Genomic DNA, 13,065 nt, shown 5'->3' with positions numbered 1-13,065 from the left:
GTTTTCACCTACATCAAATATTTTACCAGCAATTTACTGCCGATGTACGCGCCAACAAAAATGAAGACGCCGTAAACCCATCCATGCAGCGACATCGAGGCGATGCCGCTGAAATATGAGCCGATATTACAACCGAAGGCCAGCCTGGCACCGTATCCCATGAGCAGCCCGCCGACCAGGGCCGCGGCCACCTGCCGCCAAGACTTGATCTTTTTGATCCTGAACTGGGAAGCTGAGACAACCGATAAGAACGCCCCGGCAACAACGCCGGCGTTCAATATCGACATACCATTCTTGAGGAACCCGGCATGCAAGGCTTGCAACGCCCACGGCTGCATGGCGAAAAACGACCATGTTTCCGGATGCCCGCCGAACAGCTGATAAATCCAGGCCCCCCAGAACACAAAGGCGGTTGTCACGCCCCACGGCGAAGCCATGTAAATGAAAACGACAATATTGCCGATACCAAGCAGGATACCGCCCAGCCAATACGGCCAAGCATCTTTCAGAACAGCCTTTTTCAGTTTCTCGATCTCCTGAGCCGCTCTCGTTGTCATCAATCATCAGCTCCTATGCGGACTTCTCAATAAAGATATCCCAGACGCCGTCATCCACCTCTTCAATTTCGACGTTATACCCTTCTTTTCGGGCAAACTCGGGGACGTTTTTCAGGGCACAGCTGTGATCGATGTTTACGATAAGTACGTCGCCCGCCTTCAATTCGGGCAATTTCTTTTGGACTTTCAAAACCGGAATGGGGCAAGCCTCACCCAGACAATCCAGAGTAAATTCGGCCATGATTCATTTCCTCCTCTTAACTATAACTAATTTAATTTACGATATTCCCACCAGGTCGCCACAACGTACAGCGCGGCCAGCAAGGCCAGTTGGCCGAAAAATGCTCCGGCCCAGCCGAAGACGTTCGGCAGATATATTGCATGCGACGTTCTGAAAAAATGCACCGCCCACCAGCCGTATTGGATTGCCCCCAACACCGAACCACCGATGAAGCCGATAAGGGATATCCATTGCATTACGAAGCCTTCGCCCATTCGCATGAGCGTCCCGGAAGCGCAGCCGCCCGAGATAACCATCCCGATGCCGAACAGCATCGACCCCAGAGCAATGTGGATACCCACCGGCGCGACAAAGCCGATAAGATGCCCGCCTTTGAGGAGGGTGGAAAACTGCAGAGCGGCAAAGCCGACGGTAGCCACGGCAAATGCGATAATGGTGGCTCTGGTCAAAGTGGTGCTGCCGGTCAGGATCGGGTCCCGCAGTGAAGCCGTAAAACAGAAGCGGCTCTTTTGCAGAACCAGCCCTAAGCCGATACCGAGGAACCAGATGATACTGAAGATAGCTCCGCCCCTGGCGAGTAAAACCGCGCCACCGACGACAATTACCAGGGCAGCGATTTGATGAGCGGTCTGATTCTTGCGGGGGACCGCCTGTGATCGCTTTCTGATGATTGTGCTTTTGATAACTTCCTCCACTATAGCTCCTCCTTTCTCATCCTTATTGCCGATGCGGATGCGCGCAAATCCGCGTTCAACGGCCGGTAATTGTGAAGCTTTTCACCATTTACCCTTATTTCATTATAATTGCATTGAAATTGTTTGTAAAATTCACACTTATTATCTTATTATAAGGTAACCTTATAATAATGATAAGCACCACGCCACCAAAATTTGTCTGCTAAGGAACTGTCCATAGGCTAATAGTTATTTCCCAGATACCATAATCCACTTCTGCTACCTTAAAATCAAGCTTCCTCTTGGACATCTCCTCTTTCAGCGTTGTCACCGTGCAACTATGGTCGGTGAGCAGAGTGATTTTATCTCCCGGCTGCATATTCGTCATTGCTTTATGCACTTTGATGGTTGGAACGGGACAAAAGTCACCCAGAGCATTGATAAATTTTTCAGTCATTCCATCACCTCATTACATTGTTAATTTACGAGGATACATTCTTTTTGATGGAATTGTCCAGCGCCTCTTGCAGGCAAGCCATAATGCTTCGGCTTAACTTTTCTACGTTGCATTCGCTCCAGATAGAAAAGTGATTTCCTTCGACCTGAACAACTTTCAGTTTGCTGACGACATTCTCCCATTCCAATCCGACCGTAACATAATAGGGCGCTTGATTCTGTTCTTTCGCCTGAAATAAAAACGCTTCGCCTTGATATGATTGAGGTACGTACAAGGACCTCGCCGCCATCAGGTCTACATTATTTAAATTAGGGCTCTTCCCGTCAAATAATGTAGCAATCCGTCCCCGAATGTAGCCAACTGCATTTAGCGGATCCATGCGGATCAGCCTTTTACCATGTACAGAAAGCCGCTTCCAGACGGAGTGCTGAATACAAAATCCCGGATACTGTGAGTCCACTATTCCCAGGAATGCTACTTTCTGTCCTTGGCCCCGAAGTTGTTGGGATATTTCATACGCCAGAACCCCCCCCAGGGACCATCCAAGTAAAAGATACGGCCCTTTTGGCTGTTTATTTTGGATCAGTCGTACATACCGCTGGGCTATTCGCCTTATGTCCACGCGACCGTTGAGTCGATCTTTGTCGCAGGATATATAGCGAATCCCGTAGAGCGGTGTGTTGTTGTCGATATAGGGAATCAACTTGTAGTACTGAATAATATCGCCGTCCAGGGCATGAATGACAAACAGCGGAGGATGGTTACCAGCTTCCCGGAGTGGGACCAATTCGCTCTCCCTTATATGTTCGCAAGAATCAAGTAGCGTAGCCTGTTGTTCGATAGTACGGTGCCGGTAAATCTCGGACGTGAAGAGTTCGGTTTCAAATTCTGCCGAAAGACTTACCGCCAGTGAAGCAGCGGATAGACTATCACCGCCGGTTAAAAAGAAGTCGTCAAAAATTGACATGGTATCCTTGCGGAGAATTTCCCTCCAGGCCTCGTAGATTCTTTGCTCCACATTATTCCGTGGGCTCACACGGGCTACGTCACATTTTCGGCTAAGCCATACTTCATTAAGCTTGTGCCGCTGTATTTTTCCTGCGGGGCTTCTCGGAATTGAGTCCAGCCTCAAGATAGCCGAAGGAACTTCATAATAGGCGACCTGGCTTGCTATGAAGTTAATGATGTCCCTGTCTGCAAGCTCCTGTCCTTCTTTAACGACAATTGCCAACGCGATCTCTTCCCCCATCCTTTCGTGGGGGATGGGAAATATTGCAGCATCAAGAACTGCAGGATGGCGTAAGACGGTATCTTCAATACTGGATGGATAGATCTTTAGCCCGCCTTTGTTTATGATCTCTTTCGAGCGTCCGGTGACAAATAGATAGCCCTCGGAATCCAGATAACCTTCGTCCCCGGTCTTGAACCATGTATCGCAAAACGCCGCTTCGTTTGCAGCGGCATTATTTTCGTACCCAGCAAACACCGTTTTCCCCTTGACCGCAATTTCTCCCGGCATGTAAGCCCGCTGAGACTTTCCGTCACTGCCCAGAATCCTAATTTCGTTTCCGTTTGATATTCCAACCGATCCATTTTTGCGCTTGGCTGGAGGAAACGGGATGCTGGTGACTTGTGACGAAGTCTCAGTCATACCATAGGCATTAATAAACGGAACTTTGAAATTCGCTTCCAATGCCTCCACTAAACGGACCGGGCATGAAGCCGCTGCGGAACGTATAAACCGGAGCGAACCTGTATCCGGACGATGCTCACGGCTAGAAAAATAATCCACGACTGAATGATGAACCGCCGGCGTAGCTGTGTACCACGTCGGGCGGTACTTTTCCAGTAATTCGAAAAACAGAGCCGGCTGGAAGGTGGGCATAAGAATCGTGGCTCCACCTGACGTCAACGTAACCAAAAAACCGATCACAAACCCGTGAACATTGAAAAGCTGTGCGGTATTTAAACACCGGTCTGACGTCCTGAGCCGGAACGCGGCAGCCGTATTTTGAACTGAGTGGCACAGCATCTCGTGGGTAATTGGAATAGTTTTTGGAGCATCCGTTGTACCCGATGTGTTCATCAATAAAGCAACTTCTTCGGTCTTACTGAAATTAGCTCCAATGCGATCTACCGTTGGCAGAGAAGAAAGTCTGATCACATTTAGTCCCAGTTTCACCCCGACCTGTTCTGCCAATGTTTGCTGTCCATACGGTACAATGACATTCTTAACTCCGTTGAATTTTATCTGCTTTTTGATCTCGTCCTCCGTCAATCGCCAGTTAAGCGGGACGCATGTGCCCAGACCAATGACGGCTAAAGCGGTAATACCGAATTCGGGACCGCTTTTTAAAGCGACAGCCGTTCTATCTCCCAGTTTTACACCGGCACTCCGGAGCAATTCCAAAGTGGCGGTAATCATTGAGACCAACTTTTCATAGGTAATTTCACCTTGATCCGGTGATAGGATCGCTGCTTCCTTGGGTCGTGATTGGGCGTGGCAGAAAATTGGCTCAAGTATATTTTCTGATATCTTTCTCAAAATGTTCAGACTCCCCTCTGGCGATCTTGCCGCCGGCAAAACAAATACAACCTCGGAATATTGATTAGCGCATATTATAATTTTTTTCAATCAAATCTGCAATGGTGAACCGATGTAAGCAAAAGTTATAAATCATTTTTGCGTACTCTTTAATTACAAGAACAATTGAACTTTGTGACGTCCACCATTGGTAAGGATTAAACCGGTCAGACGGGGCCGGCAAGTATCCAACCCTGAATCCGGCCTGATGAAACACAAAACGAAAAATTGCGCAGGCTCTACGCATATGATAATCAGATGTAACAACAAGTGCTGAGTGAAAACCTTTGTTTATCATCAGCTTTTTGGAAAAAAGAGCATTCTCCCAGGTGCTGGCAGAGTTGGGTTCGATCAAGATAGCCTTTTGGGGTACACCAAGTTTAACTAATATTTGTCCGACAAAATATGCTTCGCTTTTGCCGCTGACATAAATTGGACCTCCCGAAACAATAATTTGGGGCGCTAGATTTTCTTGATACGCTGTTAAAGCTGTTTCAATCCTGCCATCTCTTTCACCGCATAAAAGAATAATGACATCATATTTTTGAGAAACAGTACTCCCGGAAGGATTGACTGCCAGCCAGCTGCCCGCATCAGGCAAAAGATAGAAGGCTATAAGGATTAAAAAAATAGCTGCCGGCAGTAATTTTAGGCGTTGAGTCAACATATATCAGCCCTTTCCAGCAACAAACAGGCTGTATCTGTTGAAATTGGATCAAAGGAAAAGTAATTGATATTCAACAGATATTTCATTACATAGCTCGCCAACATATTTTCATCAAAGTTGGCATATATTGCTCTTCCCAGCACATAAACATTTCTTTTCATGATTTTTGCTTCCAGTCCTACTGTCGAATTAATTGTAATAATAGCTTGTGCATTCTGTATGAGCTTTATCGTATTGTCTGAAACCAGGTAGAAACCAAGCTGACGTTTTAGATTATATACTTTACCCAGATATTCCCGGTCTGTTTCGGCGGGGTGAGGCTTAACTACCAAATTCGCTCCCATTTTCCGTGATAATGAATAGGCTTTTTTTATCGCCGTAAAGTTATCGAAATTGCTATGGATTAGTATTTGACTATCATGGCTCACTTGCATTGGAAAAAAAATATAAGAAGTGTGCGCGAAACTTTCAGATGAATCATACTGCAAAGCTACGTGTTTAGAAAAAGCCTTGCTAAATTTATCCCCGTAATTCAGAATATATTTTATTGGTTCTTTGGTGAGAAAGGCGAAATACAGCTTATCACCGGTATAGAACAGGTAGTCTTGCATTGAGCTTTTACCGAATACTACCTGGGGGACATTAGAGTTGTTTAGCTTTTCAGCGATAAAAGATCGTCGCCATGTTTCGAATTCTTTTAAATTGCAAGTGTAGTTCTTTAATATGGATGTACTACGGTACAAACGGGAGAAGCCGCCGATCCCTTCGGGATCAACAAACATCTTTCCCGGCAGGTTGGCTAGTTCAAAAAAAAGGGTTTTTAAGCCCTGATCGCGAGCAAACTGCGTAGCGACGGCCCCTAAGATGGTAGTGCCGTTATATATAAAAAGGGTATCAGCATTCATTGATTTATTTGCCGCCAACAGATTTGCATAGATACTCCGTGCGACCTTTTGGGCACTTGCTCTACTTAGCTCACCTGATTTTACATCTAAAGTATTTTCATAACATTCCGGTTCCATTGAGCCGTTAAATGCAGTATTATTCAAGGCAAGCATCTTAATATCGGCCCCGGCCTTTTTCGCGCTAAAATACACGGAAGGACAAGTTGTGAAATACAATAAGCGGACTCCTAGTTGCTCCATGGCCTTTTGCATACGGCTAAAAAAAATCCAGCGAACATAACTTTCAACAATAATTATTATGCCTTGGGCCATAGTCCCCTCTCCCTATCGCTTTGAGAACACGCCATTTCATACAATGCTGCGTACTTTCCAGTCATGATCTCTTTAGAAAAATGGTTCTTTATAACTTTTCGAGCATAGAGACCGGTATCACTAGTGATAAAATCCAAATTATCCAATGTTCTGATAAGATTTTCCGAATGGGCTTGATCAAACAGTATTCCTGCTCGATAATCATAAGCTAAAATTTCCCGGTGAGCCGGAATGTCCGATAATATAACCGGCAGATAACAAGCCATAGCCTCAAGGACTGCATTGGGCAGGCCCTCAATTTTTGAGGCCGATATGAAGTAATCGGCCGCCATTAAATAAGACTTGATATTGCAAACATTGCCGGTAAAATAAATCCGTGGATTCCCGGCAACTTGCTTTTGGCAAGCTTCTCTTAAAGGACCATCGCCGCAAATTACTAATACCGCTTTTTTACCTATAGCCGAAGCAGTAAAGGCATTCATTATTAAAAATGGGTCCTTCCAAGCCGTCAAGGCACCGGATGTAACAAATACAAGAGATGCATCAGGCAGATTAAGCTCAATGAGAAGTTCTTTTTTAGTTTTAGTTGATGTACCATTAAATACTGACAAATCGATCCCATTAGAAACGATCGCCGTATTTATCCCATAATTAGATTTCAATTCTTCGGCAAGTGTCTTTGCACAAGCAACCGGATAGCGGATGCGTTTTATTGCAGCCAATTGGAGGATATCCATCATTTCTCCGGTTAATTTCCCGTATTTGAGCTTGTAAACTCCATTTAACGAGTTATGTATGGTCGAAAAAGTAACTGTCTTATTATTTACAAAAGCGTTTATGATGTCCGGCCGCACACCGTGCGAATGGGTAATATCGGGCTGAAATTGGTCGATAACAGCTAAAATATGCCGGCGTACACTGTATAACCCTCTCAATCGGTCACAGTTCCCGAAGTATATCTTAAAACCAGCATCTTGAACAGTTGAGGCAAGAGAATCACTCCCCTCAGGTGATAATGTCATGACTCTAACCTCAAAAAGCTTTCGGTCCAAAGAATTCATAATGTTGAGTAATACCGTTGTTGGCCCGCAGCGACGCAGAGAAGAAATAATATAAAGAATCTTTATCGGCCGCATGTGATCACCCTGTTTTACATATGCCATTTTCATCACTGGTATAAGTGAGAATTAAGAAAGTCACAAATGTTTGATTAAATATGTTTTTGAAAAATGCTGTTTCAAATCCTGAATAGACAAGCCAAGCCAAAAAAAATGCTATATAAACCGCTTTCTTTTTTTTCGAAGCTGCTTTCTGGCAATGATAAGCATATAGGATCGCAAACGCCAAACAGGAGAAAAGGACAATCGAGCCGATAATCCCATGTTCAATTAACATTGTCAAGTAAGTGTTATCAATGCCATATGAAACATGAAGCACTTTGCTAAGTTTTTCGTAAGACTGATTATAACCGAATCCAAGCCAAATGCTATGGATATCGAGGCTACTAAATGCCAAACGCCCTTGGTTAAGCCTACCCGAACTTATATCGCTGCCTACTCGCAAATGACTCATTATAGTGAAAATTATACTGTCTAACCCCATAATAGTGCTGATAAACAACATACGATGCGCCTTCTTTTCAATGGCAGCAAAAGTCAAAACTATTACGAATATTCCCAACAAGACTAGTGTTCCTCGGGATTGAGTTGCCCACAATAGCATAATGAGTGCTATTGTCCACAAAATCTTTTCACTGCGTCTAGTCTTGTTCACAAAGAAACCAATGCTACCGATAAACGCTAAACATGCTAAAATATTCGGGTTTCGGGTAAATCCGCCAAAGCGTTGAATGCCGTCCTTATAAACGACTATTTTCTGATCTATTCCGCACCAGTTGAGTACTCTCATACTATCAAGCCTAGAGTCTGCCGGTGTATACACCTCCGCTTTACCGTTAATGGACCAGATTGGAATTAAAATCAAATTAATTAGAACAAAGACACGTAAGATTCCGCATAGATAAGCAAGAGAGCAGCATTTATACAGAGTAAACCCGGAAATTATAAACAGGGAATAGACAATCGCAGTTTTAAATATTTGGATATTACCGGCTATAGCTGCCTCCAGTCCGAACCATATAGCTGGAATAAAGAGTAGTGCAACTAAAAGAACAATGTCATTATAAGTTAATAGATTCTTACGGACAATGTATAGAAAAAAACAGGCCGCAATGACCACCCCTATACGGTAGATAGGCCACTCGATCGTAAAAGGCATAATCCATAAAGTCTGGGAAAAAACAATAACCCAGGCCAGCGTTTTGGGGATCAAACCATTTGGTTGCATTTTTTTCTCCTGTTACAACATGAATCAACAGCTCGCTGCAAGGCTTGAATATTAATCCGGCATTTATTGTAGATGGCCTGAAATACATAGTGATTATGCGCCCGAATTCGCTGTAATTCATCCTCGTTCGGAAGCGTACCATTTATATATTCTTCAATAGAAATACTCAGAATGTCGCCGAAATCCCCTATCTGTCTTGAGTACATTACCGGTATAATGCCATTATTTATATAATCAACCAGTTTTGTAGGACAAGCTACTTTATTAATCACTGATTCATCTCTCAATACGAACCCTAAAATGGACTGTTTGTAATAGTCATCCAATTGCTCACGGCAAACTGTAGTTATATAAATTTTTTCCTGAACTTCTGTTGCCAGGCAGTTAACTTTCACCTGCATGTCTTGAGTTTCACCAGTTAATAACAGGATGGGGTATGGAGTTTTACTTTTTGCAATAGAGTGTAGCATAAAATCAATCATTTGCCATTTATGCAGACTGCCGCTATAGACAGTGTAGCGACGCAGGAATAAATTTTCTTCTGGTTCAACCCACGGCGGCGGTAGTATAGGTATAATAAATGTCTTATCTCTTTGCAGTCCATACAGTTTTTCAAAATGACTAAACAGCCTCTCGGTAACCACAACGACTCGATAGGATAATCGGCAAGCAAGATATTCAAATATCCGGAGCACAAAGTACCGAAATCTGCTACCGGTCAAAACCAACGCTTCTTCCGGACCAGCTCCATGAAAGTCTACAATTACTTTTTTAAATAGAAAAAAAGGCAATATACGAAACGCATATCCCAGAGTATGACAGTAAACAACATCAGAGCGCCAAAGTAATAATATGATATAAGGAAGATGTCGGAACAATCGGCACTGAATGGTGGTAATTTTATCGGATACAGTATGGGTAACAATCTTTGCCGTGTTAGATCGAAAGTCAATATATATACGTTTGTGATCAGCAAAAAATTCATCAATAGATTTAACTCTTGATTCCACTCCACCTACTATAGAGCCAAAAGCGTACCGGGAAAAAATTAAAATCATAAATTTCCTCCACAGCAATTATTTCAATATCGTGGCAACTCGTTGAAACCAGGACTTATTTTGAAGGAAGTTTAAAACTAAATTAACTTCCGGCCGCCTGCTTCTGATGGCGATAAATAAGAACGGTAACCAAAACCCAAGTGAACCCAAAATTAATGACGGGAAATAGCCAAAACAAAATATCGCGCTGATTTTTTCGGCAGTAAGGGCCATTATACAGCCAGGAACAGAAATAATAAATATGGAAAAATAATTCCTAATAAAGTATTTTCCGTCTATTAAATTCAGCTTAAGTCTAAGAATGAGCAATAACATAAGGCACCCTACTATTTGCGAAAGAGATGTTGACAAAGCTAACCCTTTAGCTCCCAAGACTCGAACAAGCAGGAAATTCAGAACAAGCTTCAACGACACTACTATTGCTGTACAATACATTGGGATTTTTGGTTTTTGCATAATATAAAAAATATCCAGGAATAAAAGCATAACGGATTGAAAGGATAAACCAATTAAAACGAAAGTCATTAGGCTAGAAGTTAAGGAGACGGCGTAATCGCCAAATGCACCATGTTGGAAAATAAGCCGGATAATCATTTCGGAATGTAAGGCAAGATACAGGAAAAAGGGCAACATTATAAAGACTATTATTTGCCACAATTGTTGGAATGTATATTTTAAAGAACGGAATTTCTCTTGATTGTAATAAGCGGCCAGTGTTGGATAACTGGCGGTCGTTACCGGAACGACCAATAGTGAAACTACTAACCAATAGATTCTATAGGTATAACTAAGGGCGGCAATATTGCCTGAAGACAATTGAGATGCAAACATCCGGTCAACAAGAAAGCTCATTTGAGACAAGCCTACGCCAATAAACACCGGCAAAAAAAGCTTTCCGATTTCTATCAATCGGGGTAAATCAAAGCGAAACTCTAGCTTAGTCCACAGTTCACATCGGATGCTTCCATAAAGTTGAGCCATAAACTGTACGACAGAAGCAGCAAGAAAGGCAAATGCTGCAGCATATATTTCAAAGCGATACGAAAAAAGCCAAATGAACACGATCGAAAAGATGTTATAAATCGAAGCCCCGGAAAATGCAATGGCAAATTTATTGGTCGCTTGTTGAAAAGAGCCGAGAAGTTCAGTCGAGAACGTTAGCATAACTGCCGGAAGCATAATCTTGAACAATTTAGTGGTTAACGCTACTTTTTCCAGGTCAAAGCCGGGAGCGATTGTCTCGATCAACAGCTTAGCAAAGCTATGGAAGAAGACGAATAGCAAGCATCCGCAGCCAAAGAAAACTAATAATAGCGTCTTAGTCAAAGCAATGGCCGCTGACCAGCCTTCTTCCGCCATAACTTTGTGAAACAAAGCAACATATGTTTTAAGGACCCCGCTTTTCATAAGGCTACTCAAGAGCTGCGGGATAATTGCCGCCACTAAAAATGCGTCCATATCCCGGGATACTCCAAATATTGCCGCCATAGACGTCTCTCTTATGAGACCAAGGGTCTTACCGATGCCGGATAATAATATAATTACTAATGTAGATTGTAGGAGTGGACCAGCTAATTTCATAAAAAATCTCCTGCAAATGTAAAAACAAGGTTGAAAAAGAAAGCATCATAAATAATATTGCTTATGTTATATAATTGGCGGACTGACTTTCTTTTTCCGGCTTGCCAATCAATGAAGATTGACTGACACCTTCCGTACTTTCTTTCGAAAGTAAAACCTTTAACGTTTCAAATAGCAAAACCAGATCGGTTAGGAATGACCATTTCTGTATATACATCAGGTCATAGAGAATTTTATTGGATATGCTGGTATTATATTTGCCCCTTACTTGGGCAAGCCCGGTCAAACCAGGTTTTACCTTATGTCTGAGGGAGTAATGCCCAAACTCCTGCTTAAACCCAGCGACAAATTCCGGCCGTTCAGGACGTGGACCAACAAGGCTCATGTCGCCCTTCAGAACATTATATAATTGGGGTAATTCATCTATCCTGGTTGCTCTTAGAAAGCGGCCAAGCGGTGTGACGCGGGGATCATTCTCGCTACAAAAAACAGGCCCGGTTATTGCTTCTGCAGAATCATACATGGTTCTAAACTTGTATATTTTAAATAACCGTTCGTTTTGCCCACAGCGCACTTGGGTGTAGACAACTTGGCCGTGAGAAGTAATTTTTACCAGAACACCGACTAGAATATAAACAGGTAGCAATAGTATAATGCCTAATGACGATACCACAAGGTCAAACGTTCTTTTTAAGAATCTAATTTCCAGTGATGGCGCTTGGAAACCAATCCGGAAAATAGGCCAGTCATAAAGTGTTTCAAATTCCATACTGGAACAATAAACGTCATAAATGCCAGGTACCATTATCACCTGCCGGGAAGCGAGATCAGCGGCTAAAACAATAGCTTTTTTGGTTTCTGATGGCATTCCATCTGAAATAAACACCGAGTCAAAAGATTGTAAGTATATCTCTACTGGAAAACCAGCATCAAGACTCTTAGTTTCTCTATAAGTAATTTCGCATGTCTTAAATGAGTTCATTAGCTGAAAGCGGGCATATTCAAAAAATTCTTCCGAACCAATTACTAATATCCGTAATCTTTGTGATTTCTTAATTTCAAATTCATAAATTATATAATGCCAAGTAAAAAGAAAGCTGAATTGTATAAGAGCTGAATCCACATAAAAGTACGGAGAAAAAATCAAGCCAAGAAAAAGTTTCCATCTTATCAAAAGCAAGGCTAAAAATTCAAAAACAGTAACTATGACACTGATAATAATTTGCGAAATATTCATTTTTTTATTTGACGCACAAAGCCCGTTTACGATAAGGCACGAACCGGCAGCACCTATGATGAAAATAAGTTCATCATATTGATGAATGAGATTAAATTGGGAAAATAACCGTATATTAGTAAACTGCCCAGCAAGACACGTAGCCATTACCAGCAAAAAAATGTCACAGGCTATAATTAGCAGGCGCCAGCAAGCAGATCTTTTATCGGGCATAATATAGTCGTCCTTTCGCTAGTAGCTTTATATTATGCTTGAAATTACTTTTTTAAAAATTAAAGTGTTTACATTTTTACCTGATATCACCAAATTGCTTTAATAATTTTAATAGACTGTTTAAATATCTTCCTTATTTTTCATCTTGGCTACATTTTAACGGATTCTTGTAAATATGTCCAATGTAGTTCACTAGTTTTAATGACGTTTTCCATAGCTATTATTTATAGATT

12 protein-coding genes are annotated in these 13,065 nt (G+C 42.3%); all 12 read right to left on the bottom strand.

What is annotated here, in order from left to right; all coding sequences use genetic code 11:
- Window positions 1-8 precede the first annotated feature (8 nt).
- The 12 genes from LUCIF_RS02790 to LUCIF_RS02735 all read right to left on the bottom strand — a co-directional run bounded on the left by LUCIF_RS02790 (window position 9) and on the right by LUCIF_RS02735 (window position 12,832).
- Window positions 9-557, bottom strand: a complete 549-nt coding sequence (locus LUCIF_RS02790; protein WP_122626354.1) for a YeeE/YedE thiosulfate transporter family protein — start codon at window positions 555-557, stop codon at window positions 9-11.
- A gap of 13 nt (window positions 558-570) precedes the next feature.
- Window positions 571-798: a sulfurtransferase TusA family protein gene (locus LUCIF_RS02785; protein WP_122626353.1), complete on the bottom strand. Its 228-nt coding sequence runs from the start codon at window positions 796-798 to the stop codon at window positions 571-573.
- A gap of 26 nt (window positions 799-824) precedes the next feature.
- On the bottom strand, window positions 825-1,493 hold the full coding sequence (locus LUCIF_RS02780; RefSeq protein WP_122626352.1) for a YeeE/YedE thiosulfate transporter family protein: 669 nt from the start codon (window positions 1,491-1,493) through the stop codon (window positions 825-827).
- A 202-nt stretch (window positions 1,494-1,695) separates the two neighbouring features.
- Complete coding sequence (locus LUCIF_RS02775; protein ID WP_122626351.1) at window positions 1,696-1,929, bottom strand: sulfurtransferase TusA family protein; 234 nt, start codon at window positions 1,927-1,929, stop codon at window positions 1,696-1,698.
- Between the two features lie 25 nt (window positions 1,930-1,954).
- Complete coding sequence (locus LUCIF_RS02770) at window positions 1,955-4,474, bottom strand: AMP-binding protein (RefSeq protein WP_165865864.1); 2,520 nt, start codon at window positions 4,472-4,474, stop codon at window positions 1,955-1,957.
- A gap of 64 nt (window positions 4,475-4,538) precedes the next feature.
- Entirely contained in the window at window positions 4,539-5,180 is a 642-nt protein-coding gene (locus LUCIF_RS02765) for a YdcF family protein (RefSeq protein ID WP_122626349.1), read from the bottom strand.
- Window positions 5,174-6,397, bottom strand: a complete 1,224-nt coding sequence (locus LUCIF_RS02760) for a capsular polysaccharide export protein, LipB/KpsS family (RefSeq protein ID WP_122626348.1) — start codon at window positions 6,395-6,397, stop codon at window positions 5,174-5,176. The genes LUCIF_RS02765 and LUCIF_RS02760 overlap by 7 nt, the downstream gene beginning before the upstream one ends.
- Window positions 6,382-7,566 carry a glycosyltransferase gene (locus LUCIF_RS02755; RefSeq protein WP_122626347.1) on the bottom strand — a complete coding sequence of 395 codons (1,185 nt, stop codon included), beginning with the start codon at window positions 7,564-7,566 and terminating at the stop codon, window positions 6,382-6,384. Before LUCIF_RS02755 ends, LUCIF_RS02760 begins: the two co-directional genes overlap by 16 nt.
- A complete protein-coding gene (locus LUCIF_RS02750; RefSeq protein ID WP_122626346.1) occupies window positions 7,538-8,743 on the bottom strand; it encodes an O-antigen ligase family protein in 1,206 nt (401 codons plus the stop codon). Before LUCIF_RS02750 ends, LUCIF_RS02755 begins: the two co-directional genes overlap by 29 nt.
- Window positions 8,725-9,801: a glycosyltransferase gene (locus LUCIF_RS02745; RefSeq protein WP_122626345.1), complete on the bottom strand. Its 1,077-nt coding sequence runs from the start codon at window positions 9,799-9,801 to the stop codon at window positions 8,725-8,727. Before LUCIF_RS02745 ends, LUCIF_RS02750 begins: the two co-directional genes overlap by 19 nt.
- 18 nt (window positions 9,802-9,819) lie before the next feature.
- Complete coding sequence (murJ, locus tag LUCIF_RS02740) at window positions 9,820-11,382, bottom strand: murein biosynthesis integral membrane protein MurJ (RefSeq protein ID WP_122626344.1); 1,563 nt, start codon at window positions 11,380-11,382, stop codon at window positions 9,820-9,822.
- Window positions 11,383-11,443: 61 nt separating this feature from the next.
- Window positions 11,444-12,832 carry a sugar transferase gene (locus LUCIF_RS02735; RefSeq protein WP_122626343.1) on the bottom strand — a complete coding sequence of 463 codons (1,389 nt, stop codon included), beginning with the start codon at window positions 12,830-12,832 and terminating at the stop codon, window positions 11,444-11,446.
- Window positions 12,833-13,065: the final 233 nt, after the last annotated feature.

It is taken from the genome of Allolucifera butyrica (assembly GCF_900476375.1).
Taxonomy (GTDB): Bacteria; Bacillota; Negativicutes; order Sporomusales; family UPPP01; genus Lucifera; species Lucifera butyrica.
The sequence above is the reverse complement of the archived record's forward strand: the minus strand, read 5'-3'. Positions and strand labels throughout refer to the sequence as shown.